At 70.3% G+C, this 21,676-nt stretch carries 26 protein-coding genes; all 26 read right to left on the reverse strand.

Annotation, left to right across the window (positions count from 1 at the left end; genetic code table 11):
• Positions 1–177: 177 nt before the first annotated feature.
• Positions 178–849: a hypothetical protein gene (locus tag MBSD_RS08120; RefSeq protein WP_062536759.1), complete on the reverse strand. Its 672-nt coding sequence runs from the start codon at positions 847–849 to the stop codon at positions 178–180.
• On the reverse strand, positions 849–1,148 hold the full coding sequence (locus MBSD_RS08125) for a hypothetical protein (protein WP_187300595.1): 300 nt from the start codon (positions 1,146–1,148) through the stop codon (positions 849–851). Before MBSD_RS08125 ends, MBSD_RS08120 begins: the two co-directional genes overlap by 1 nt.
• 47 nt (positions 1,149–1,195) lie before the next feature.
• Positions 1,196–2,248: a tail fiber domain-containing protein gene (locus MBSD_RS08130; RefSeq protein ID WP_062536763.1), complete on the reverse strand. Its 1,053-nt coding sequence runs from the start codon at positions 2,246–2,248 to the stop codon at positions 1,196–1,198.
• A 1-nt stretch (position 2,249) separates the two neighbouring features.
• The gene (locus MBSD_RS08135; protein WP_062536765.1) at positions 2,250–2,774 is read right to left on the reverse strand and encodes a putative phage tail protein; all 525 of its coding nucleotides are present in this window, start codon (positions 2,772–2,774) and stop codon (positions 2,250–2,252) included.
• The gene (locus tag MBSD_RS08140; RefSeq protein ID WP_062536767.1) at positions 2,771–3,841 is read right to left on the reverse strand and encodes a baseplate J/gp47 family protein; all 1,071 of its coding nucleotides are present in this window, start codon (positions 3,839–3,841) and stop codon (positions 2,771–2,773) included. The genes MBSD_RS08135 and MBSD_RS08140 overlap by 4 nt, the downstream gene beginning before the upstream one ends.
• Positions 3,842–3,851: 10 nt before the next feature.
• Positions 3,852–4,202: a phage GP46 family protein gene (locus MBSD_RS08145; RefSeq protein ID WP_062536768.1), complete on the reverse strand. Its 351-nt coding sequence runs from the start codon at positions 4,200–4,202 to the stop codon at positions 3,852–3,854.
• A gap of 3 nt (positions 4,203–4,205) precedes the next feature.
• The gene (locus tag MBSD_RS08150) at positions 4,206–4,787 is read right to left on the reverse strand and encodes a phage baseplate assembly protein V (protein WP_201797470.1); all 582 of its coding nucleotides are present in this window, start codon (positions 4,785–4,787) and stop codon (positions 4,206–4,208) included.
• Positions 4,784–5,890, reverse strand: coding sequence for a phage baseplate assembly protein (locus MBSD_RS08155; protein WP_062536770.1), 1,107 nt, complete (start codon positions 5,888–5,890; stop codon positions 4,784–4,786). The genes MBSD_RS08150 and MBSD_RS08155 overlap by 4 nt, the downstream gene beginning before the upstream one ends.
• Positions 5,874–7,244: a DNA circularization N-terminal domain-containing protein gene (locus tag MBSD_RS08160; protein WP_062536772.1), complete on the reverse strand. Its 1,371-nt coding sequence runs from the start codon at positions 7,242–7,244 to the stop codon at positions 5,874–5,876. The genes MBSD_RS08155 and MBSD_RS08160 overlap by 17 nt, the downstream gene beginning before the upstream one ends.
• Positions 7,241–9,439, reverse strand: a complete 2,199-nt coding sequence (locus MBSD_RS08165) for a phage tail tape measure protein (RefSeq protein WP_062536774.1) — start codon at positions 9,437–9,439, stop codon at positions 7,241–7,243. Before MBSD_RS08165 ends, MBSD_RS08160 begins: the two co-directional genes overlap by 4 nt.
• Before the next feature lie 101 nt (positions 9,440–9,540).
• Positions 9,541–9,936, reverse strand: a complete 396-nt coding sequence (locus MBSD_RS08170; RefSeq protein ID WP_062536775.1) for a hypothetical protein — start codon at positions 9,934–9,936, stop codon at positions 9,541–9,543.
• Positions 9,933–10,190, reverse strand: a complete 258-nt coding sequence (locus tag MBSD_RS08175; protein WP_062536778.1) for a hypothetical protein — start codon at positions 10,188–10,190, stop codon at positions 9,933–9,935. The genes MBSD_RS08170 and MBSD_RS08175 overlap by 4 nt, the downstream gene beginning before the upstream one ends.
• A 103-nt stretch (positions 10,191–10,293) precedes the next feature.
• A complete protein-coding gene (locus tag MBSD_RS08180; RefSeq protein ID WP_062536779.1) occupies positions 10,294–10,665 on the reverse strand; it encodes a hypothetical protein in 372 nt (123 codons plus the stop codon).
• 14 nt (positions 10,666–10,679) lie between these two features.
• Positions 10,680–11,795 (reverse strand): phage tail sheath subtilisin-like domain-containing protein, encoded by a 1,116-nt coding sequence (locus tag MBSD_RS08185; RefSeq protein ID WP_062536780.1) that lies wholly within the window; start codon positions 11,793–11,795, stop codon positions 10,680–10,682.
• Positions 11,792–11,998: a DUF2635 domain-containing protein gene (locus tag MBSD_RS08190; RefSeq protein ID WP_062536782.1), complete on the reverse strand. Its 207-nt coding sequence runs from the start codon at positions 11,996–11,998 to the stop codon at positions 11,792–11,794. The genes MBSD_RS08185 and MBSD_RS08190 overlap by 4 nt, the downstream gene beginning before the upstream one ends.
• The gene (locus MBSD_RS08195; RefSeq protein WP_062536783.1) at positions 11,998–12,567 is read right to left on the reverse strand and encodes a phage protein Gp37; all 570 of its coding nucleotides are present in this window, start codon (positions 12,565–12,567) and stop codon (positions 11,998–12,000) included. The genes MBSD_RS08190 and MBSD_RS08195 overlap by 1 nt, the downstream gene beginning before the upstream one ends.
• Entirely contained in the window at positions 12,567–13,061 is a 495-nt protein-coding gene (locus MBSD_RS08200) for a phage protein Gp36 family protein (RefSeq protein ID WP_062536784.1), read from the reverse strand. Before MBSD_RS08200 ends, MBSD_RS08195 begins: the two co-directional genes overlap by 1 nt.
• Positions 13,058–13,309 (reverse strand): HI1506-related protein, encoded by a 252-nt coding sequence (locus MBSD_RS08205; RefSeq protein ID WP_062536786.1) that lies wholly within the window; start codon positions 13,307–13,309, stop codon positions 13,058–13,060. The genes MBSD_RS08200 and MBSD_RS08205 overlap by 4 nt, the downstream gene beginning before the upstream one ends.
• An 81-nt stretch (positions 13,310–13,390) precedes the next feature.
• Complete coding sequence (locus tag MBSD_RS08210; protein ID WP_062536788.1) at positions 13,391–14,299, reverse strand: Mu-like prophage major head subunit gpT family protein; 909 nt, start codon at positions 14,297–14,299, stop codon at positions 13,391–13,393.
• Positions 14,300–14,324: 25 nt separating this feature from the next.
• A complete protein-coding gene (locus MBSD_RS08215; RefSeq protein WP_062536790.1) occupies positions 14,325–15,299 on the reverse strand; it encodes a phage protease in 975 nt (324 codons plus the stop codon).
• Positions 15,300–15,351: 52 nt separating this feature from the next.
• Positions 15,352–16,212, reverse strand: a complete 861-nt coding sequence (locus MBSD_RS08220; RefSeq protein WP_062536791.1) for an LAPAL motif-containing putative phage structural protein — start codon at positions 16,210–16,212, stop codon at positions 15,352–15,354.
• Between the two features lie 143 nt (positions 16,213–16,355).
• Positions 16,356–16,868, reverse strand: coding sequence for a phage virion morphogenesis protein (locus tag MBSD_RS08225; RefSeq protein ID WP_062536793.1), 513 nt, complete (start codon positions 16,866–16,868; stop codon positions 16,356–16,358).
• Between the two features lie 127 nt (positions 16,869–16,995).
• On the reverse strand, positions 16,996–18,285 hold the full coding sequence (locus MBSD_RS08230) for a phage minor head protein (RefSeq protein WP_062536795.1): 1,290 nt from the start codon (positions 18,283–18,285) through the stop codon (positions 16,996–16,998).
• Entirely contained in the window at positions 18,278–19,828 is a 1,551-nt protein-coding gene (locus tag MBSD_RS08235; protein WP_062536797.1) for a DUF935 domain-containing protein, read from the reverse strand. Before MBSD_RS08235 ends, MBSD_RS08230 begins: the two co-directional genes overlap by 8 nt.
• Before the next feature lie 2 nt (positions 19,829–19,830).
• Positions 19,831–21,168, reverse strand: a complete 1,338-nt coding sequence (locus MBSD_RS08240) for a terminase large subunit domain-containing protein (RefSeq protein ID WP_062536798.1) — start codon at positions 21,166–21,168, stop codon at positions 19,831–19,833.
• Positions 21,165–21,674, reverse strand: coding sequence for a DUF3486 family protein (locus MBSD_RS08245; protein WP_062536800.1), 510 nt, complete (start codon positions 21,672–21,674; stop codon positions 21,165–21,167). Before MBSD_RS08245 ends, MBSD_RS08240 begins: the two co-directional genes overlap by 4 nt.
• Positions 21,675–21,676 lie beyond the last annotated feature (2 nt).

Consider the following 21,676-nt stretch of genomic DNA (forward strand, 5'->3'; position numbering starts at 1 on the left):
AGCCTTTGAGAGGTCGATGGTGGAGGCTTGCCGGACCTTCGAAGGTGCACGGAGCCTCGGCTTGATCTCACGCGGCTGATGCGTGGTCGGGCGGTAGTCGCATGCTCCCACATGCGGCTGCCGCTCCGTGTCTTGGGTACTTGTCAGGTCGCTGCGCTCGTCGATGGATGGGCCTCCTCAGACCGAGCCGTCGACGGACACGTTGAACGTGCACGTCGAGTCCGTGAGGACCACGCCATCCGATGCGCGACGGATCTGCACGCGCACGGTGTCGATGGCGTCGTGCGACCCCGACGAAGGCCCGTACGGGCCCAGCGCCACGCTCACGTTGCGTTGCGTCGACAGGCTTACCCATGTCGCCGCGTCGTTCGTGATGGTACCGGGGCCGGTTCCGCCGCCCGTGTCCGTGACCGTCGCGAGCACTTGGTAATTGCTGACCGCGCCGCCGCCCGTGTTCCATGTACCAGTCGCGAGCGTGGAACTGCCGTTGTGTGACGTCGAACGGACGATGTCATACGTTCCGTCGATCTTGAGCCGCAGCGCGAGCGACGCCGATCCCTGCGACTGCGCGGGGACGGTTTCGCCTGCCGTGTACGTTGCGCCATCGAATGGCAGCGTGTACTTCGCTGTTCCCTTCGCGGCCCACAGCGTGCTGACGTCCGCGCCGGACGACAGACGGAAACCGACATCCGGAGCCTTGGTGCCGAATGCGATGGGCGCATACCTGTTCGCCAGATCGACGCCGTCGCTGGTGCGATGCCCGGTGTTGGCCGGCTTCGTGCCTTGCTGGTACGGATCGAACAGGCTGTCGAAGTCGACGCCCGCGCTGTTGCGGAAGCCGCTTGCCATCACGCGCCCGCCTGCGCCGCCGCGCGTTCGTTGAACATCACGTCGTATGCGGCTTTAACGATCAGCACCAGGCCGGCGGCGCTGACCTGGCTCAGGTCCGCGCCGGTCACGGGGTCGACGGTGCCGGCCGGCGCGAAGCATCGCGCGGCGATATCGGCGAGCTGCGCCTGCAGGATGTTGAAGTCGCCCGCCAGCGGTTGATAGGCACCGTTCACGAACAGGCTTTCGCGACCCTGAAACGACACGCTGCCGCTGCCGTCCTGCGGGTTGTAGAACAAATGGACCTGCTCGGCGATCATTTCGGCGTCGACGCCGGTGGCGATGTTGCGGACGCGTGCGTTCGTGGTCATGCGATCAGGCTCGCTTTTTCAATGGCGCGCAGGCGCGCGGACAGTTCTTGCACGGCCGAAATCAGGACCGGCACAAGCTGCGAATACTCGACGGACGCGTAGCGTTTGCCGTCGTGTTCGATGCCATCCTCGAACACGGCTTCAGGGACGACGGTTGCAAGCTGCTCGGCAATCACGAACAGGCGGCGCCGCCCGTCGGCGGTGAACTCGGGGATGTAGCGGCCGCGGCGCACGGCGATGGCGTCGATTTCGTCGAGCCCGTAGGGCAGCGGTTCCAGGTCGGTCTTCAGGTGTTCGGACGAGCCGACCTGAAAGCCGCCCGTCGCCGTCAGCGCGCCGGTCACGGCGACGCTGCCGTTGCCCAGAGTGATCTGGGACCACCCCGTTCCGCCGATCTTCACGGTACCGTCGTTGAACAACTTGAAGGGCGTGCCCCACGTGTTCGCGTTGACCAGACTGATGCCGTCGGATTCGCACCAGATGCCACCGCGTGCGGCACTCCCATCCGCCAGGTTGACGCACAAGCCCCATTGATTGTTCGCGGTGTTCACGCTCGCGCGTGTGGTGAACACCGGCGCATTCAGTGGCGCCTTCGCGTCCAGCGCCGCCTGCAGACCATTGACGTTGGCGATGGCGTGCGTATGCGCGTCCGGCGGGAACGTCGCCGGCTTACTGGTGACATCGGTCCATGCCGGCCAGCGCGTCGCATACACGGGAACGTTGATCAGGTCGGCCCAGTCGTGGGTGTGCGCGGTAGGCGTGAACGTCGCGGGCTTGCCGGTGACTTCCAGCCACGTCGGCCAGCGCGTCGCGGTTTCGGGTTTGCCCGTGATGGCACCCCACGCCACGCCGCCGCCGGTGATCGCCTGGATCGCCTGCCAGAGTTGGTTGTTGGCGTTCGGGTCGAGCGTCAGGCCGGCGCCGGTGATGACCGCGATGATCTCTTCCTGGATCGCGTTCATCGGGGCGGCCTTGACGATGGTGCCGGCCTCGCCGCTTTGCGGATCGAAGTCGTGGTACAGGCCATCGGGGGTGTCGATGCGCCGCATGTCATGCCTCCAGGAACTGGCACAGCGTGTGCGCCGGTTTCAGATCGTCGAACACCACCTGCAAGGCGGCGTCCGTGGTTGCGTCGGCGCCGGCGGGCCGCGAGGTGATGGTGACCTGCCAGACGAACACCACGTCCTCGCCGTAGAGGCGCTCGCCGCAATGGCTGATGCCGCAGCGGAAGGCTCGCGGCTCGGTGATCGCGACGCCGTAGCCCATGCCGGCGGCCAGGCGCGTGAAGTAAGGGATGGACAGGCCGCCCAGTGCTGCCAGCTTGGCCAGCACCGCTTGCGCACGCATGGCCAGGCTCGCGTCGGGGCGAGGCGTGATGGCCAGTGTGCGCTCCCACTCGGCGAGCGCCGCGTTGTCAGCCACCTGCGGGTCCATCGCGTCGGAGATCGCCTGCGCGCTGTCGATGGCCGCCTGCAGTGCATTGGCTTCGCCGGTGATGACGGCGCCCACCGTCTCGCCTTGCGGGTCGTAGGCGGTCGGCGGCAGCAGCGCACGCAGCAGATCGGCCAGCGTCACGGCATGACCTCCAGCGTGACGGTGCCGATGCGCGCCCATTCGATGTGCGTCGCATCGACCAGCGGCGTGACGTTGGCGGCGGGCGCGGTGAGCGTGCGGTCCACCACGCCAGCCAGACCGGAAATGATCGCTTCCAGGCGCGAGCGATAGACGATGTCGCCGGGCGCCAGCGCATTCACGGCGGTGGCCAACTGTGCGGCGGCATCCGCCTGAACGTCGGCCAGCGTGTAGCCATCCGCCAGCTTCACCTGCGCTGACACATCCACCGTGACCAGGGTGGGCGCGAGCACCAGGCTGTCCCAGGCAGTCACGGGCCGCAGATCGTCGATATGCGCCTGCACCGTGGCGATCAGTTCGGCCGTGGGCAAGCCGTCGGCGCTGACGATCGCCACGTCCACCGTGCCGAGCCCGCGACGCAGCGGGTACACGTACGCAGCCACCACGCCCGGCACGTCCAGTGCCCAGCGTTGATAGTCGTACTTGTTGCCGCCGGCCGGCGGCTGGCGGATGAGGCTCAGCAGGCGCTGCAGCAGGTCGGCATCGGATTCGGTGTCGGCACCGCCGGCGAGCGGCATGGTGATCGTTGCCGCAGCATCGACGCCGAGCGGCGGGCTGGTGAGAGTGACGGCGCCGTCCAGGCCATTGGCGGCCGCACCAGCGACGGCGGCTGCCACGCGCAACGTCGCGCTCCCGTCGGCACCGATCGGCGTGTCGGTGGTGGTCGACAGCAGAGTGCCGTTGGCATGCCGCACGGCCGTGCCCGCGGGCACGGTGGTGCCCGTCCAGCCGGTTACGCGGATCTCGCCCGTGGCCGCCACCGAAGGCTTGCGCGCCAGACCGCGAATCGCCGCATGGCGCTCCAGCGCCTCGCTGTCGGAGGTGTCTGGCCAGATCTGGCGGTACAGCCACGCCTGGTGCTGATAGATGCCCTCCACGGCCGCGCCGACGCCCGCGGCGCGCACGTAGTGGTCGCTGTCCGGGCCGATGTCCGCGTCCGGCAACAGGCTGCGGATGTCGCGCAGGATCGCGCTGCGGATGGCGTCGTAATCGGGCGTTTGAAGGGCCATCAGTGCACGCTCAAATCACGCTCACAGGATGTTCGAAGGTCTGCTGCCGGCCGCCGGCGTTCACTACCTCGATCCGCAGCAACAGGCGGCCATCGGCCGGACGCTCGGTGGTCACCACGATGCTGCGCGCCCGGCCGGCGTCGATCAGCGGCTGCAGCGCCTGCTCGGCGTACTGGCGAGCCAACACGGCGATGCGGTCCAGATCCTTCTGCCGGCGCAACTCGTGCAGGCGGCTGCCCAGCGCCGGGTCCGCCCACCAGCCGCCCAGCGGCACCATGAGCCGAAGGTAGACGGCGTTGGCCAGCGTGGTGATTCGCCCGCCTGTAAGGTCGCCCGTGCGCGGATCGATGCCTGCGTCCATCGGTCACTCCTGCTGATTCGGCGGCGCGGTGTTGCTGCCGCCGGGGCTGACGCCGCCGTGGGTGTGGGCGTTGTAGATGTCGCGGTCGGCCTGCATGCTGCGCACGCCGTCGCTCACGTCGCCGTCGGCGTGCGCATTGCCGTCGATCTGTGCGTCGCCGGTGAGTTCCAGACGCGGCGACTCGAAGCGCACCTTGGTGCCGGCCTGCACGAGCAGGGTGTCGGTGACCACCTCGACCAGGCGACCGCGCTTGAGGTGCACGTGGTCGCCTTCGTCGGTATGCAGCGCCACCTCGCCCGGCTGCAATTGGATGCGATAGCGGCCGTCGACGCTGGCGATGATCACGCCATGTGCGCTGGCCCCGCCGATCGGCAGCACGATCACTTCGGCGCCGGCCAGCGGCGCGCTGGCGATGCCGTAGTGCTGCATCAGCTCCACGGCCAGCTTCTCGCCGGCCAGGCCGGCCACCTGCGCCGGCGGCAGCGGCTGAGTGGCGTCGAGGCGGCGCAGCACGCCGCGCAGCGCCTGGCGCACGCCGGCCTGAGTCGCGGCCGCTGCACGGTGCATCAGGCGGTGCAGGCTCACTGCAGCCGCTCCATGTCGTCGCCGCTGCGCTTGCGCGGCCGCTTGGTGTGCGCCGTGACCACCCACGCCTTGTCCTCGCGCAGGCGCAACTCGGTGATCGCGCCGCTGCGGCGCGTCAGGCGCAGCGTGCGCGCCATCAGGAAGAAGGTGCCATCGAGGCCGTGGGGTTCGCTGACCAGGCGCACGCGCTGGCCAGGCGTCCACACGGCGCCGCCGCTGGCGCGCCAGCCCGGCACCAGCGCCACGGCCTCGAAGCCGGCCATCTCGCTGTCGGCCAGCAGCTTCTGCGCGCGGGCGCGCGCGAGGTCCGTGCTGTCGCAGCCGCTGTCCAACACCACGCGCGGGCGGAAGATGCCACGCCGCGCGAGCGCGGTGTCCTGGATCTTCGCCTGCAGCGTGGTGCGGTCGGTGTCCCAGCCGTCGCCCTCGAAGGCGCCGTGCTGGCCGAGCACCGTGACCTGGCTGTAGCGGTCGGCGATCGAGCGCCGCACCGACAACCGTTCGACGTTGTTCCCGGTGGCGGCCGTGCCGGTGCGCAGCACGAGCACGCCGACGGGCGGCGTCGCATAGTCGGGGCCGCCCACCACCAGGCGCCCGTCCGGCTCCATCCACGGCCACAGCCCGTTGGCCTCGGCGACTTGCTGCAGGGCCTGCCAGGCGGACTGGCCCGGCTGCACCTGGATGCGCCGACGCACCTTCGCGGTGTCGGTGCGCAGTTCGATGCGGCTGACGCCGAGCGGCTTCACCACCTGGTCCACGATCTCCTGCAGGCTGGCCTCGCGCAGGCTCACGAACGGCGTCGAGCAATCGACCAGCGGCGCGGCGAGATCGCGACCGACGATGCGCACGGTGTGGCCGCGCCGGTCCACCTCGTGTTCCACTTCGTCGATCACGCCGGTCAGCACGGCGTCGCCGGCGAGGTCCAGCGTGCAGGGCGCGCCCTCGGCCACCTCCGGCGGCAGCGTCGGCGCGCCGCGCGTGTACAGCTCCAGCTCGAAGGCATCCGCCGGCGTGAGCAGGTCGCTGTCCACCGACCAGCCGGTCCAGGTGTCGTTGGCCACGCCGCCCACGGTGAGGCGGATGCGTTCACTGGGCGTAGGCACGCAGCACCTCGCCGGCCTCGATGTCGTAGGGCGTCCGCAGCGTCGGGTTGAGGCGCAGCAGCTCGGGCGCGCGGCGGTGGTCGCCGTACCAGCGGTGCGCCAGCAGGCGCAGGCAGGCGGCCGAGGCGGCCGCGCGATCGACCAGCGGCGGCCGCGCCACGATCACGCCACGCGCCGCCGCCTGCAGCAGCGCGGCGATGTTGCGCATCGGCTCGATCACGTCGAGCGCAGGCTCCACGGCGTACAGGCGCCGGTGCAGCAGCGCCGCGCCCTCGAGGAGCGCGCGTGCGCGGCCGGCGAGCAGGTCCACTTGCGTCGGCGTCAGCGTCGGCGTGGCGCGCTCGGCATCGAGCACCTCGGCGGTGATGCCGGCGACGGACAGCGCCTGCTGCGTCGCCGCCAGCGTGACCAGCGCCAACCCTTGCGCCGCCACCGGATCGGCGGGCAGCCCTTGCGGCACGTCCAGGCCGCCGTCCTGCGCGGTCGCCGCGAGCTGCGGCGTGCTCGCGCTGCGCGCGGCCGCGAGCACGGTGGCCCACGCTCGCTGCGCGATGCCTGGCAGGTCGCCGGCGCCGGGTACCTGGTTGGGCAGCGCAGCGCCGGTCAGCAGCCGCGGCGCGTCGGCGCCGCCCGTGGCAGTGCGCGGCATGGACGCCTCGATCAGGTCGGCCATGTCGGTGGGCACGCGGGCCGGCACGCCGACAGGGTCGAAGCTGGGTACGGCGGCCCCCGTCATGCCGGCGAGGCTCGACAGCACGCCGAGCGTCTGGCTGCGCAACTGCGCCAGGCGCAAGCCGATGCCGGGCAGGCCCAGCAGGTGCTCCGCCAGACTTACCCAACCGGCGCCGATCAGCGCCTGCACCTGCGCGGCCAGGCTGTCCACGCGGCTGAGCAGGTCGCGCAGCCGGTCCTGCCAGTCGATGCCGTCGTCGACGCCCGCCGCCAGTGCGCCCTCGGCCGACTGGAACACGCGCCCGAAGAACTGCGGATCCTCGACGGCCTCCACCAGCGTCATGGCGACTTCGGCGTAGTCGGGGCGCTCGGCGTTGTGGCGCACCTGCCACTGCTCGGGCAGCACCGTGACGCTGCCGTACACCGGGTGGATCAGCGTGGCCTCGCCCGGCGCCTCCAGCGCGCGCAGCAGTGCCTGCAGCGCTGCCTCGTAGGCGTCGCCGAAGCACACCGCCTGCAGCTCGAAGCGCCGCGCTTCGCGGCCGAGATCCTCGACGGTGTCGCCGTCGCGGTACGGCATGCCATGCTGCGCCAGTGCGCGCCGCGCCGCCAGCGTGTCGTCCAGCAGCTGCACCGGCACGTCGCGGTAGCTTGCATCGAGCAGGGTGTCTTTCCAGCTCATCCGCGCCGCGCCTCCCGCTCTGCGCGCTGCACCACCTTGGCGTGCAGCTCCGGCGTGTCGCTGGTCACTTCGATGCGCAGCGGCTTGCCGAGGATCGACTCGAAAGCGCGCCGCGCCGCGTCCAGCGCGGCGGTGACCTGCTGAACCTGGTCGGGCGATGCGCTCTTGCCAGCAGCGGGGCTGTCCAGCTTCGCTGCCTGGCTCGCCACCCAGCGCAGGTAGTCGTCGCGCGGGCCTTCGTTCAAGCGCTGCCACCATCCGCGCGTATCGCCGTGCTGTGCGCGCCACTGCTCGAAAGGCATGCCCTGCATCACTGCCTGGCGCGCGCTGACCTCCTCGGGCGTCAGGTGGCGTCGCTCATCGAGCGGTTGCAGGCTCGCGTAGCGGCCGCCGGCGCGCCATTTGCCGCTGTCGATCGCGTTCTCAATAGCACTCTCGCGCTGCACTGCCGTGACGGCTATGGCACTGGATACGGTGATGGGTACTACCGCGCCGCCGATGACCTTGGCAGCGGTGCCCGTGGGTACAACCGACGGCGTTCCACCGCTCGCAGCAGCGGGCGCGCCACTCCAGTTCGTGACGAACACCGGAAGCACGCCGGTCGCGTCATGCAACGCGCGACCGACGGCGATGTTCCGCAATGTATCGGTGCCGCCATCGAGCCACTTGCTGATCTTGCCCAGACCGTACTTGCCGAAGCGGCCAAGGGAGTGGGCGCCAAGGCCTGCTACGAAGGTGCCACCGATCAGTTGCTCGCCACTCAGATTCAGGTCGTCGAGCAGGTAGCTGCCAGCATCCGCGAATGCCTTGTTGATCGGCTGCGCCATGCGATCGATCGCTTCGCCGAGCGTGTTGCGCATGCGGCCGGCGACAGCCGTGGCGCTGGCGCGGTTTTCAGCGAGATCGCGGCTCGCCACACCATGCGCCTGTGCCACCTGTTGTTGCGTGCCGCGGAACGTCTGCAGGTTGTTGCCGGTCAGCAGAAACTGGATGCCCTTCTGCGTATCCAGATCGGCATGACCAAACGCCGCTGAGATGAAGCGCATGCGCTGTCGGTCGGTGCCGAGCTTGTCGTAACGACCTTTCAGGTCGGCAAGCACGTCGACGATGTCGCGTCGCGAGCCGTCCTGATTGAAGAACCGCACATGCGTAGCCTTCTCTGCAGCGCGCATGTAGTTGGCGTTCGACCATAGGCGCAACGTGGATTCGCCCAACGTCGCCAGACGCTCGGGCTGCATCTCCAGGCCGGAAAGCGTCTCCACCAAGGCCAAGGTCTGCTCGAAGCCGAGTCCGGCGCGCGTAGCGTTGGGGCCGATGCGAGCAAAGATGTCGGACAGGTTCTCCAGTTCAGCATTGCCCGCGCGACCAGCCACGATCATCTTCTCCAGCATGTCGAGCGCGCGGCCAGGTTCGGCAAGGTCGAAGTTGAATGCCTTGGCACCCACCAACAGGCCGCGTGCCAGTGTGGTGGGATCGGCGTCACTGATCGTGCTGCCAACGTCGACGGCCTTGATGGCTTCCTTCGCTGGTTGGTAGGAGAGGCCAGATGCGACGAACGTGTCGAAACCTTCGCGCAGACGGTCCACGTCGTTGCCATTGCTGCGGCCTAGCTGGAACAGCAGGGTACGCAAGTCCGCCTGTTGCGCCGGCGTCATGTCGGCGGTTTGGCGCGTGCGGATCAGCGCGCGATCCAATCGCGCGCTGGCGACCACGGCCTGCCCGGTCTTGAAGCCGACGCCCAACGCGGCCAGCTTGCCCATGGTGCTGTCGATCGCGCTCTTGATGTGCTTCAGCTCGCTGCGCACCGCGCGGCCCATGATGCGGAACACGCCGCCGCTGTCGCCCACGCGGCGCAGCATGCGCTTGATGCGGTCGCCCAGGCGGTCGGCTTCTTCGCCGGCGCGACGCTCTTCGCGCACGCCGTCCTGCATGCCGCGCTTGATGGCGTTACCGGCCGCGCCGCCGCTGCGCTTGACGTCGGCCAGCGCATCGGCGGTGCCTGCGGCGGCCTGGCGGATGGCGGCGGCTTGCGCGCTGGCGGCCTGCTTTACCTGCGCGCCGGCGGTCTGCGCCGCCTTGCCGACATCTCGTGTGGCGCGGCCGAGGTTCTGCGTGGCTTCGGCGGTCTGCTGCAGTTCGCGCTGGGCCTGTTTGCCCTCGGCGCGCACGCTCAAGCCGACTTTCATCTCGCTCATCAGGCAGTCTCAACGACGGCGGCGGGTGCTGACGTAACGCTTGCGGGCGCCGGGCGTGCGCCCGGCGAGCAGGTCGAGGCGTGTCTCGATCTCGGCGCGGGTCATGCGCCGGATGTCGGCGAGGGCGTAGCCGTGACGGACGAGGGCGTGCTCGACGCGGCGCCAGTCGAGGAGCCCGGCCTCGGCGGCGCGAACCTTTTTCCCAGCTCGGCGTCCGCGCGCTCCAGCTCGGCCATGTCGATTTCGGTCAGTTCGCTGCGCAGCAGCTCCAGGGTGATCGCCTCTGCCGGAATCTCGCCCAACTGCAGCAACTGACGGCGGTAGAGGTCCAGCGCGACCAGCCGCACCAGCCCCTGCGGGTGGGCCTCCTGCGCGTCGACCAGGTCGCCGGCCAGCGGCACGCGCAGGGTGTAGTCGCGGTGGCGCGTGCCGGCGTACAGCACGCCGATGGGCAGCGTGCCGCTGATGGTGAGTCCGTCCCAGCGTTTGTCGCTCATGCCTTGTCCTCGATGTCGATGAGTTGCCCGATCCAGAACTGGAACACGGGCGGGTGGTCGGGATAGCGCAGCGCGTGCAGCGTCGCTTCGATGTGATGGAATAGCGTCATCACGGCCTCCATCGGCGCCCATTTGGCTGCGACCACGGGGCTGAAGGAATCCAGGTCGCCGATCCAGATCGGCACGCCGAAATACTTGCCGTGGTGCGTGAAGCCGGCGGCGCGCGCTTGCCTTGCGGTCATGTAGCCGAGCATTCAAAGCTCCGTCGAAGCCGCGGGGCGCCCGTGGCCGGTGGCGCCCCGCGATCGCTTCCTCCCGCCTCGTTGCCGGCATGGCGGGCCGTCTCCCGGCGCTGCGTTATTCGGTGTAGTAGTTCAGCGCGCCCAGCGTCAGGTCGCGCGTGGCTTCGTTGTCGCTGCCGAACTTGCTGCCGACCTCGACCAGGAACACGCCGGTGTAGGTTTCGCGCTTGCCGCCGCCGTCCTGCGGGTAGATGGTCAGCTTGGCGTCGAGCATCGCGCGCCAGTCCGGCTCGCCCGATTTCGGGATGGCGACAGTGACCTTGAGTTCGTATTCCTCGATGCCTTTCGCGTGGCCCAGCGCGCGGCCGGTGCGGTTCATGGTCTTGACCACCTTGCGGTTGGTCTTCACGTTCGGCTCGAAGCTCTGCACCTCGTACTCGACGCCGTTGATTTCGAGCACGATCAGTCCGACGTAGATATCGGCCATGGTCCGGGGTCCTCTCAGAGCAGCAGGTCGACGCGGGCCGCGAACACGTGCAGGCCGTTGACGACGTCGGTGGGGATGCTGGCGTTCAGCCGGCTGGGGTCCTGCGTCGAGCGCTCGACCACCAGCGCGGCGGCATTGGCGTCGACGTTCTCGACGATCTCCAGCTCCTCCAGCTTCTTCAGCACGTCCAGCAGCTCGCTGCGCACCTTCTCCGGCGTGGCGCCGGACAGCTTCGAGCGAGGGAAGCGCTGGACGATGCGGTCGCGGCAGGCGCGGCGCACGTAGTACAGGGTGCGCATGGTAGTGAGGTCGAGCAGGGCGATGTCGGCGCTGCCGGCGGCGTTCTTGGTGTAGGTGCTGATGGCGCGCACGATCTGCACCACCTCGCCGGGACCGACCTCCAACGGCGAGACGCCGTTGGCCAGGCAGGTTTCCTGCTCGGTGCGGGTGAGGCGCGAGGCCAGCGGCGGCGGCGCGATGCCGGTCAGCGGCAGCGTGTTGAGCGGCCGCGCCGGATCCTGCTCGCTGGCGATCACCGCGGCGTAGGCGGCGGCGATCTCGGCGGCGCTGCTGGTGCTGCCGGGCAGCAACGCCAGCGTGATGGCGCCGGCGTTGAGCGCCGTGGCCAGCGTAGTGGTGGCGGCCAGCGTGTCGGTGCTGGCGGCGACGCCGAGCACGGCCTGCTGGTTCACCGCGTCGGTGACCGACGCGATGTGCGTGCGCAGTGCGGTGAGCGCGACCTGGCTCTGCCAGGCGCTCACCAGCACGTCGAAGCCGGCGGCGGCGATCGCGTCGAGCGCCGCGGTGATGTCGGGCTCGGTCACTTCGTCGGCCACGCCGATGCCGATGCACGAGAGATCCAGGAAACGGTTAGCCGTCACCGCCGCCTGCACCATCTTGGCCGCGATGGTGCCGCCGAACAGCACGCCGGCGGCGTCGGCGTCGTTCACCTGGATCGGCGTCAGCGGCGCGGCGGTGCCGATGGCGGCGCCCGCCGTCAGCAGCGGCACGATCAGGCACACGCGCTGTGCGTTCGCCGGCAGCGTGCGCACCGCGAGCGCGGTGTTGAACTCGATGTACGTGCCCGGCTTGCGCAGGGACGCCGGGATGGTGTCGAACTGGATGGTCATGCTTTGCTCCCCTTCTTGGGCGCGGGCGGCGTGGCGGCCTCTGCCGGCGGCGCGGCCGGCGCGTCGACGCGCACCAGCTCGCCGGCGGCGAGCCGACGACGGTAGTAAGGCGTATCCGCGACCTCCTGCGGTTTCGCCTCGATGTAAGAGCGAGGGGCGTGTTCCATCGGCACACGCAGGCCGTCGGCGGCGCGCACGCGCATCACGGGTTCTCCGGTGGGTCGACGCGGTCGGCGGCATCGGCCTGGCCGTCGTCGGGTTGCAGGTAGTAGCTGAGGTCGATGCCGGCGATCGGCAGGGCATCGGTGGGCTCCGGCACGCTCCAGTCGTTGGCGACGCGGAACGTCTGCCCGAGCACGGACAGGTGATCGCTCTGGAAACTGCCGCTGACCAGGTTGTTGAACTCGGTGGGCTCGCAGCCCGGGCGGTCCGCCCACGGCTGCCAGCCGGCCAGCAACTGCATGCAGCTCGCCCACAGCGCGTAGGTGCCCACGCCGGTCGCATTGCCGCGGCGCGTGTCGCGCTCGCTGCGCGGATGGCGCATGGCCATGACCAGGCGGAAGGTGATGGCCATGCCGAAGCGCCGCGCGGCGCGGCGCTCGAAGGTCACCTTGGGCACGGTCACCAGCACGGCCGGGCCGCTGCGCACCAGGTTGGCCAGCAGGTCGGGATCGGACAGCTCGCCGCCGTAGCCCTGCAGCACGATGCGCGGCTGCGCGGCGCGCAGCGCTTCCAGCCGGGCCAGCACCGCGTCTTCCAGGGCGTCGAGCATCACAGGTCTCCCAGCGTGTCGCGGCTGAACAGCCGTACGCGGCTTTGCACCTGCACGGTGCTGCCGGCACCGCCGACGCCCGCGCCGGCCTTGGCGTCTTCCTCGGCCAGCGTGCGCAGGCGCGCGATCACGTCCTGATAGCGCAGGCGCACCGTGGAATCCTTGGCGCCGGCGGTGTCGTAGAGGTGGTAGCGCGCCAGCTCGGCCAAATCGTCGGCGAGCCACGCCGGCGGCGCGGCGGTGTCGGCACGGAAGCGCAGGTAGTAGCCGGCCTCGCTGCCGGCGCGCTCGATGGCGACGGCGATGCGCGCCAGCGCCGCCTGCGCGGCGGCCTGCTGCTCGGGCGTCCACGCGTCCAGCGGATCGCCGGCGGCGGCCGCGCGCAGCAAGGCCGGCTCCACCGCCGGATAGTCCTTGGGCGTGGCCACCTCGGCGATCTCGCCGACGGCGTAGTGCGCCAGCAGGTCGCTCGCGCTGGGCAGCGTGAGGCTCACTTGCCGGCCTTCTTCGCTGACTTGGTGTTGCCCTCGGGTGCTTCCGCCTTCACCGGCTCGGCGTCGCCCTCGGGCGCTTCCGCCTGGCGCTCCTCGACCACCAGCATCGGCTCGCGGTGCAGCGCGGCGAGCTGGTCGGTGTCGAACGCGTCGGCGGGCACGGTGGTGGGCGCGGTGGACCAGGCGCGGCCGGCGCGGCGGAAGCCGTCGCGCTTGGCGGTCACGGTGATCAGGGTCTGCAACGGCATTTCAGGCTCCTTCAAGCGGCCGGCGGCGCGTGGCCGCCGGCGCATGTCGATGAACGGCGATCAGCTCGCTCCGATCCGGGCTCAGGTCAGCCAGGGCGTGACCAGCAGATCGGCGGTGCCGGCCCACTGGTTGCCGCCTTGCGCGTCCTTGACCAGCAGGCTGCGCGCGGCGCCTTCCAGCGAAGGCGGCACCACCAGCAGGTTCGGGCGGATGCCCAGCGGGCGGCCGCCGTCGGCGGTGTAGCCCTGCATGGCCTTGCGCGCGGCGGCATAGCCGGTGGCGTCGAGCGCCTGGTTGCTGGCGAAGGCGAACTGCCAGAAGCCGAAGCCCACGTTCACGCGCGCATCCACGCCGTAGCGATACTTCTTGCTGGTGAACACCGCCTCGTCGTCCTGCTTGGTCATGGCCGCGAGGTTGTAGTCGCGGCGCTTCTGGAAGATCACCGGCTTGAGCGCGCGGCTGACGTCCAGCAGGTACCAGGTCGGGTTGTTCGGCCGCGCGACGGTGTCCACGTCGGCGTTGGCCACCGACACCGCCACGCCCGTGCCGTCCGCGTTCGGGTAGACCGGGTGGTCGGTGTCGAAGAAGTTCTGGCCGTCGTAGCACAGCGTGCTGGTGCCGGCCTTGAGCAGCGCGAACACCAGCTCGTCCGGATGCGCCTTGGCGGCGCGGCCCATCTCGACGAACAGCGGCTTGTAGATGCCGATGTTGTCGTCCTCGATGTCGTCGCGGTCCACCGCGACCGACGACTCGAACGACTTGTTGTCGATGCTGTAGCCGTGCGCCGCGAGGTCCTTCAGCACGCGGTCGCCGACCCATTCGCGGAACTGCGGGAACTGGCCAAGCCAGCCGTAGGTGTTGCTCTTGCTGGTCGACGGGACTTCGGTGGCGATCTTCTGCCAGTCGGTCGGGGTGTCCGCCTGCGCGCGCTGGAATTCGGCGCGGAAGGCGACGAAGAGCGCGGTGAGCGAGGAAGGCGTGATGATCATGTCGGTGGTGTCCTCGTGGTGGCGCTCAGGCGCTCTTCGCCTTCGCGTAGTCCTCGGCGCTCATGCCGAAGGCGCGGGCGACGGCCTGCTCCTCGGCGTTGAGCGCGGTGGCGGTGCCGGCCGGCTTGCGGCCGTCCAGGCCGGACGGGTCGGCGATGCCGGGCGCCGTGGCGACGAACGCCTTGAAGCGCTCCAGGCCGTCCTGCTCGGCGCAGGTGGCGCGGTAGTAGTCGGCGCTGGCCGGCGCGATCTTGCCGGCCTTGAGCGCGGCATCGATCGCGGCGTCCACGGCTGCCTTGTGGTCGGCCCGCTTGCGCTCGGCCAGCGCCTGCTCGGCATTGGTGGCGCGCGCCAGCACCTGGTCGTAGTCGGCGCGCGGCACGTACTTGTCCAGGCTGGGGGTCTGCTCGCGGTTCGCCGCCGTGGCGGTGGCCTTGAGTTGGTTCACGGCGGCGACGGCCGCCTCGTCGGTGGCGTCGGTGGCGAGACCGAGCGCCGCGGCAAGAGCTGCGGAAAGGGACACGGAGGGGTTCTCCTGGTTGAGGGCCTTGAGCGGCAGGTTGGGCTTGTTGGTCAGCGCCGCGCTGACGAGACGCACGATGCGGCCGGTGGCCGGCTCGTACTCGAACACGGGCGAGAGGAAGCGGTACTCGCGGTCGGCGATCTGCTGCGCGGCGCGCGGCGTCCACTCGACGCGGCCCCACAGCGCGTTGCCGTCGCGCAGCTCCAGCTGCTGGGTCCAGCCGGCGGCAGGGGCCTCGAGGCCGTTCGGGGCGCGGGTCTCGCTGGCGTGTTCCCAGTCGATCAGCAGATCGATGCCGCGCTGCGCGAACGCGGCGAGCACGGCGTCGGCCGCGGCCGGGTCGAAGGTCCAGCGGCGACCGTCGCGGCCGACCACGTCGGGGCCGGCGGGAATCAGTTCCACCCACGTCGGCGCCGCGCCCTCGGCGGAGGGCATCAGCTCGACGTTCAGGGCAAAGCGGTGCGTGCGATGCGGCATGCCGCCATCGTGGCGAGCGGCATGCGGGGCGGGGTTTCAGGTGGGTGTAAGGCTAGCCGATCAGCGGGAGCTGGTCGCCCACGCGTTCCTTGTGCTCCGCAACCTTGACGATCGTGCGCTCGGTCTTGAGGTTCGGACCGGAGCGGATCTGCGTCACGCGCAGGTCCACGATCAGCACGTCGCCCTTGCGGAAGGGCTCGCCGGCATCCACCCGGCGCAGGAACGCTTCATCCTCGATGGCGATGGGGACCGAGTTCTGGCCGTCCCAGAATCGCCACTTGTTGCCATCCTTGAAGCTCGGCATCTCGATCATGAGCGCTTGCCGCACGACATTCTCCAGAAGAAGCTGGTCGGTGTCGATGCGGCGGTAGTAGGAGGCCTCGCCCTGCTGCACCGAAGCGAGAGGCGCCCCTTGGGCATCGGACACGCTGACCGACTCCATGCCCGGTCGATCGAGCGCGCCGGCGACGAACGTTTGCACGGCCTCGCCGGCGCGACTGTTGAGCGTCAGAGCCAGCGACTCGATGTTGATGGTGATGACCTGCCCGGTGTTGTTGGTGACATGCACCGAGCGGTCCGACGTGTGCTCGACCTTCGCCGGCGCCTGTCCGTGGAGAAAACGGTATAGCCCCAGTGCTTCCTTGATGGTGGTGAGCAGGCGGCCCGTGTCGGACGTCGTGGCAAGGACGCTGGCGGCGGCGCCGGCCAGGTGAAACATCAGGTCCGTGGCGAACGATCCGCGCTGGAAGGCGCGCACCTCAGCGCGCACCTCCGTCTGCTCGCCGAAGACGCCGTGCGCGGCCGCGACGACGAAATCGGAAAAGGCCACCATGTTGGCAGCGGCGGCATACACGTCCATCGCGCCGGCCTCGACGGCCGTACCGGCGTAGCGCAGGACAATGCTGGTGCTCATATCTTCCATTCCGTGGCCTCCCCGTTCCCGATGCGCAAGCCTAACGGGCGCCAGAGGCATTTAAAACCCGTTTAACGGCCCGGCCCGCCCCGCCGGGAATACCCCAACCGCACCGGAGCCCTCCGTGGCGCTCACAGGCCCGCTCAGGCGGTCGCCCCGTCGAGCAGGTAGCCGGCCACGATCCGGCCCAGTTCGGCGAGGTCGTCGTCGGACACGCCGATGAAGGGCCTCGGCGGCAGGCCGGGGTGGTGGACGGCGGCGACCGGATGCGGCAGACCCGGCCACCACAGCGCCTTGCCGTGCTTCGGCCGAAGGGTGCGCGCGGGCAGGCCGAACTGCTGGGCGGCGGCATAGACGACGTCGGTGCCGAACTGCAGCGTGTCGCCGGCGAGCTGGTAGCGCAGGCTCTGGCGCAGGCGCTGGCTCTCGCGCAGGATGCCTGGCCCGCGCTTGCGCGCCAGCGTGCTGGCGGCCAGCGGCGCCCAGGGCGCGCCGTTCGGCGCCACGCCCTGCGCGAAGCGCCGGTCGTGGGATTCCAGCAGGTACTCGCCGAACTCGCGCAGCGCGTCGGCCAGGTCGCCCGCGCGATCGGCGATCCTGGCCAGTTCGGCACCGGCGCGGCCGTCGACGCGGACTTCGATCATCGCGCCGGCCATGACGCCCCCTCGCTTGCGGCGCGATCGGCGGGGCGTACAATGACCCCACGGACGCGGTGTTTCCAATGGGAACGGTTACGGTGGTCCGCCAGCGTATTATCCGGTTCGAATCCGGCCCGCGTCCGCACTACTTCACCTCCCCGGCCAGCCGCACGTACTTCGCTTCGGCCAGGTTGTAGGCCTCCACGATCTCCACCGTGACCAGCCAGTTGGCCGCCAGTTGCGCCTTGCGCATGGCGCGGCCGCCGCGGCGCTCGTCCAAGCGGAACACCGCCTTCACCCAGCGCCCGTCCTGCAGCGCCCAGGCGTAGATCAGCGACGGCGCGGCGTTGCGCTGATCCGGCGGCGCCGTGTCCCACAGCACCGTCGTGGCCGGGTCGGCCAAACGCTGTGGCAGTTCCTTCAGCGCCTGCGCCAGCCGGGCGTCGACGGCGCCCGTTGCCGAGCGCAGCGCGTGGTAGACCTGCGTATCGTCGGCGCCCAACAGCGCGGTGTCGGCGCGCGGTGCGACGAAGCGGCGCTCCTCCAGCCCGGCGCCGGCTTCCAGCGCCTGCGCCACCTGCGGCCGCAGGAACCCCAGCGGATGCGCCGTGCCTTTCGGCTGCCGCGCCAGCGCGGCCGTCTCCCCGACGGCGCGCGTCACGACGGCCGGCCAGTCCGCGAACAGGTCCGTCGGCCGCCGCTGCGCGTCGGCCAGCACCGCGTCGCGCCACGCCGGCGGCAGGCCCATCACGCGCTGGCCGAAGCGCACGGCGGCCGGCATCGAGCGCGCGGCCGTGCCGACGTTGTAGTCGAAGCTCTTGTCGACGCCGGCCGGCTGGCCGTCGGCCTGTGGCGGATCCTCGGGCGCGGGGTCGGGGCCGTCCTTGCCGCGCGCGGCCAGATCCCGCGGCGACAGCGCGCGCACGGTGCACTTGCAGCCCCAGCCGTTGGGCGGATAGTGCACGCCCCACCACGGATCGTCCGCCGACAGCACCTTGCCGTTCCACGCCAGGTGTTGGGGGCGCGGATGCGCTTCGCCGTCGGCGTGCACGTACTCCCAGTACGGGCGGCGGTGCTTGATCGCCTGCAACTGCTCCCAGCGTCCCGCCTGGTAGCTGGTGCGCAGGTTCGTTTCGGCGATGATGCGGCTGCGCCAGTTGCGCGAGCCGCGGTAGCTCCAGCCGTACTTCGCCACGATGCGATCGAAGTCGGTGCGGAACTGCTCCAGCGTGGCGCCGGCCTGGTACTGCTCCACCGCCTGGCGGAAGTCGTCGAGCATGTCCATGCGGGTCACGCCGGCGACCATGAAGCCGTGCGCGTGATCCTCGCGCTGCAGGTCGTCCCAGCGTTGCGTGGGGACGTTGACCTTGCGCTGGAAGAAGGCCGCCTGCTCCTTGAACGGCAGGTTGAAGGCGCGGCCCTGCGGGTCAGCCACCGCCGGCCTCCTGCAGGATGTCATAGCGGCCGGCCATGCTGGCGGCGGTGAGCGCCTGCTGCATGGCGCGCGCGTAGTCGTCCAGGCTCAGCTCACCGGTGAGCGCCAGCAGCCCCTCGCGGATCTCGTCGAACGATTGCGCGCGCTGCACCAGCGCGTGGATGCGGTCCAGCCACGCATCGGTGGTCGGCTGCAGATCCTGCTCGAGCTGGCCGGTCATGCGATCGGCTGTGTCGGCCGGCGCCGCGGCCGGCTGCTCGCGGTTTGCCGCAGTGGCGGTGGGCGGCGCCGCCGTCGGCTGGCGCAGTAGCACGGCGCCCTTGTCCGGGTCGGGCAGGCCCAGCTTGTCGCGGATCACGCTCTGCTCGACTTCCAAACCGAGCGGCACCAGCTTCTGCAAGGCGTCGACCAGGAGCTGCGTGTTCTCCGGCTTCGGCACCACCAGGTCCAGGCGCGGATAGCGGCCGGCCTGCCCGAAGTTCAGGTCGATGAAAGGCCGCACCAGTTGCCGTTGCAGCGTGTTCGAAAGCGCCTTGGCGTCGGCGGTGAGAATGTCCAGGCGCACGAGCTGGTGCACCTGCGCCTGGGCCAGGCTGGCGCCGTCGTCGGCGGTCATGGTCTGGCCGAGCACGCCCTTGCTGACTTGCTTGTCCCACCACTCGGCGAGCGACCGGAAGAACTCGCCGGCGCCCTGCGTCTGCGCGGCCTGCTCGAAGTCGATGCGCATGCTGTCCGGGATCGCCGCCGCCGCATCGCTGCCGAGGTTGGCCACCGCCGCCAGCAGCTTGGCGATGTCGTCCTCGCTCGCGCCCGGCCCGTAGCGGCCCACGCGCATGGGCAGGCCGTAGATGTCGGCGAACGCCATCCAGTCGCGCCACGTCCACGCCTTGCACATGTACGCCACGGCGGCGAGGCGCGCCAAGCCGCCGCGGATCGGCAGGCCGGCGCGAATGCGCGGCAGGTGCACGATGAACTTGTACGGCGCCAGCGGCACGCCATCGACCAGGTCGGACGCATCAAGCAGGCGCAGCTCGCGGCCGGTCTCGCGGTCGAACTGGAAGAAGCGCGGGTCGCGCGGCGCGTAGCGCTCGGGCATCCACGTCTTGCCGCTGCGATCCCACAGGATCTCGCTCACCGCGTAGCCCTTGCCGAGCGCATCGACCAGGTCGGCCACCAATTCGCCGAACTCCGGCGCGGCCACCACCTCGCGCAGCGCGTCGGCGCGGCGCACGTCGTCGGCGTCGTCGCTGGCCGCCTCCACGCGCACATCCAGCGCCGACAGTGCCAGCTTGCGCGTGCCGAGCACGCTGGCGTAGTGGAGATCGCGCTCCTCCATCTCCTCGGCCAGCGTGAGGTAGTCGTAGGCGTTGCCGTCGGCGGCGCCCTGCAGGATGTCGGCCAGCCGCGTCGGCGTGAGCCCGTTGGCCACCGACGGGTACCACACCTGGCGGATGCCGGTGATGCTGGGAGCCGCCAGCTCCTCGGTGAGCGTGTCGAGTTCGATCGGGCGGCCGTCGGGGCCGAGGATGCGCGAGATGGCCATGGTCAGAAGATACCCTTTGCGGCGCGCCAGCCGGCGCCGCGCTTGATCGCGCGCGGCAGCTCGGCGTCGGGCGCGATGCGGTGGTACGCGAAGGTTTCCTGCCCGCCGCCGGCGGCGTTGACGGCGAGGAAGCACGCCCACGCCCGGTCGGCGTGGCCGTTGCTGTCGGCGTCGGCGACGAAGCGCGGCGCGCCGGTCGGGCTGCTGACCCGGCGCAGCTTGTGCAGATCCGCGCGCAGCTCGTTGCGCCCGGCGGGAATGCGCAGGCGCCGGTCCTCGAAGTGCTCGCGGCCGCGCGTGGCGAGCGTCAGCTTGTTCGGGCCGGTGAACAGCACGCCCTCCACGCGCGCCTCGCCGTGGCGGCGCCTGGCGTCCTCCACCGGCTTCTCGCCCATGCCCGTCTGGTCCATGCAGGCCCGCAGCACGCGGTAGCGGCGGAATACGTCGTCCAGCAGCATGTCCTGCTCGGCGAAGCTGGCGCGCTTGCGCTCGACGATTTCGCGCGTCCACAGCACGTCGCCGACCTGCTCCAGCACCCAGATCACGAACAGGTCGTTGCGCGCAGCGATGTCCACGCCGATGAAACACGGGCCGCCCTGGTAATGCTCGGGCATGCCGGCGGCGTCGTGCTCGCAGCCGGTGATCAGATCGAAGTCCAGCCAGGCGCTGGCCTCGTCGAGCCACTTCAGCTCGAACTCCTGCGCCCACAGGTCCTCGTCACCGGCGCCGCGGCGCAGCTCCTCGATGTCGCGCGGCAGGCCATCGGCGACGGCCTGGTAGATGTCGGTGACGTGCCGCGACCAGCCGTCGTCGTGGCCGCTCATGAGGTCGTAGAACTTGTTGCCCTTGCCGTTGGGCGTGGAGATCACGCGCAGCTTGAGACCGGGTTTGGAGATCACCGGGAACAGCGCGCGCCAGATCGCGCGGCTGTCCTGGTGGAACGCGAACTCGTCCAGCAGCACGTTGGCGCTGAAACCGCGCGCGGTGTCCGGGTTGGCCGGCAGCGCGGTGATCTTGCTGCCACCCGGCAGCTCCACTTCCAGCGCGCGGGTGTCCGGCGCCCAGCCGTATTCGTAGTCGTTGAAGCCGGCTTGCAGCGCCCGCAAATGCAGCTTCACGCCCTCGTTGATCGCCTCGCGCGCCTGCCGCTCGCCGCGAGACAGGATCACCCAACGCCGACGCTGGCCCAGCGCTTCGGCGCGCACGCAGTCAAGCACCAGCTCCAGCGTGCTGGTGAACGTCTTGCCGCACTGGCGCGCGAACATGGCGATCTTGAAGCGGCTGTCGTCGGCGAGCCAGCGCTGCTGGTAGGCGTACAGCGGGAGCGCGGGCGCGTTCATGCGATGCCGTAGATGTCCTGGGTGATGCTGGCCAGCGTCTCCGGGCTGATTCCCGCCGCGCGGCACTTGGCCTCCACCTGCTGCGCCGCCGCTTCCACCTTCGCCCGCACCTCCGCCTGCCACTTCTTCTGCTGGATGCTGGCGCGGCCGAGGTCGGCGATCGCGCGCCCTACCTTGGCCAGGTCGATCTTGCCGTCGCCGCTGCGCAGCAGCTTGAACAGGCGGTCCTGCACCAGCCGCACAAGCGCGTCGTTCATCGCACCTTCTTCGTCGGGCACCACCGACACCACGGCCTTGGCCTGCTCGTGCGCGATCCTCAGGTCGTGCAAGCGGTCCTCGAACTCCTGCCCGTAGTGGTGCACGGCGGTCTTGCTGACGTCGTAGCCGCGTGCACGCAGCTCGGCGGCCAGCGCCTCGTAGCCGCTGAAGTTCGACTCCACCAGCGCCTTGTCCAGCCAGTCTTTCACCGCCGGCGGCAGGCGCGCGATCTTGCTGCGCGGGGGCATGG

The organism is Mizugakiibacter sediminis (assembly GCF_000953855.2).
Classification (GTDB): Bacteria; Pseudomonadota; Gammaproteobacteria; order Xanthomonadales; family Rhodanobacteraceae; genus Mizugakiibacter; species Mizugakiibacter sediminis.

Excerpts from the sequence above, each read along its gene's own strand:
- MBSD_RS08225 (WP_062536793.1), bottom strand. The coding sequence starts at position 16,868 with ATGGCCGGCGCGATGATCGAAGTCCGCGTCGACGGCCGCGCCGGTGCC.
- MBSD_RS08130 (WP_062536763.1), bottom strand. The coding sequence starts at position 2,248 with ATGCGGCGCATCGACACCCCCGATGGCCTGTACCACGACTTCGATCCG.
- MBSD_RS08140 (WP_062536767.1), bottom strand. The coding sequence starts at position 3,841 with ATGGCCCTTCAAACGCCCGATTACGACGCCATCCGCAGCGCGATCCTG.
- MBSD_RS08240 (WP_062536798.1), bottom strand. The coding sequence starts at position 21,168 with ATGAACGCGCCCGCGCTCCCGCTGTACGCCTACCAGCAGCGCTGGCTC.
- MBSD_RS08165 (WP_062536774.1), bottom strand. The coding sequence starts at position 9,439 with ATGAGCGAGATGAAAGTCGGCTTGAGCGTGCGCGCCGAGGGCAAACAG.
- MBSD_RS08195 (WP_062536783.1), bottom strand. The coding sequence starts at position 12,567 with ATGCTCGACGCCCTGGAAGACGCGGTGCTGGCCCGGCTGGAAGCGCTG.
- MBSD_RS08205 (WP_062536786.1), bottom strand. The coding sequence starts at position 13,309 with ATGCCGTTGCAGACCCTGATCACCGTGACCGCCAAGCGCGACGGCTTC.
- MBSD_RS08160 (WP_062536772.1), bottom strand. The coding sequence starts at position 7,244 with ATGAGCTGGAAAGACACCCTGCTCGATGCAAGCTACCGCGACGTGCCG.
- MBSD_RS08185 (WP_062536780.1), bottom strand. The coding sequence starts at position 11,795 with ATGACCATCCAGTTCGACACCATCCCGGCGTCCCTGCGCAAGCCGGGC.
- MBSD_RS08120 (WP_062536759.1), bottom strand. The coding sequence starts at position 849 with ATGGCAAGCGGCTTCCGCAACAGCGCGGGCGTCGACTTCGACAGCCTG.
- MBSD_RS08190 (WP_062536782.1), bottom strand. The coding sequence starts at position 11,998 with ATGCGCGTGCGCGCCGCCGACGGCCTGCGTGTGCCGATGGAACACGCC.
- MBSD_RS08245 (WP_062536800.1), bottom strand. The coding sequence starts at position 21,674 with ATGCCCCCGCGCAGCAAGATCGCGCGCCTGCCGCCGGCGGTGAAAGAC.
- MBSD_RS08235 (WP_062536797.1), bottom strand. The coding sequence starts at position 19,828 with ATGGCCATCTCGCGCATCCTCGGCCCCGACGGCCGCCCGATCGAACTC.
- MBSD_RS08145 (WP_062536768.1), bottom strand. The coding sequence starts at position 4,202 with ATGGACGCAGGCATCGATCCGCGCACGGGCGACCTTACAGGCGGGCGA.
- MBSD_RS08175 (WP_062536778.1), bottom strand. The coding sequence starts at position 10,190 with ATGCTCGGCTACATGACCGCAAGGCAAGCGCGCGCCGCCGGCTTCACG.
- MBSD_RS08215 (WP_062536790.1), bottom strand. The coding sequence starts at position 15,299 with ATGCCGCATCGCACGCACCGCTTTGCCCTGAACGTCGAGCTGATGCCC.
- MBSD_RS08210 (WP_062536788.1), bottom strand. The coding sequence starts at position 14,299 with ATGATCATCACGCCTTCCTCGCTCACCGCGCTCTTCGTCGCCTTCCGC.
- MBSD_RS08220 (WP_062536791.1), bottom strand. The coding sequence starts at position 16,212 with ATGAGCACCAGCATTGTCCTGCGCTACGCCGGTACGGCCGTCGAGGCC.
- MBSD_RS08125 (WP_187300595.1), bottom strand. The coding sequence starts at position 1,148 with ATGATCGCCGAGCAGGTCCATTTGTTCTACAACCCGCAGGACGGCAGC.
- MBSD_RS08170 (WP_062536775.1), bottom strand. The coding sequence starts at position 9,936 with ATGAGCGACAAACGCTGGGACGGACTCACCATCAGCGGCACGCTGCCC.
- MBSD_RS08180 (WP_062536779.1), bottom strand. The coding sequence starts at position 10,665 with ATGGCCGATATCTACGTCGGACTGATCGTGCTCGAAATCAACGGCGTC.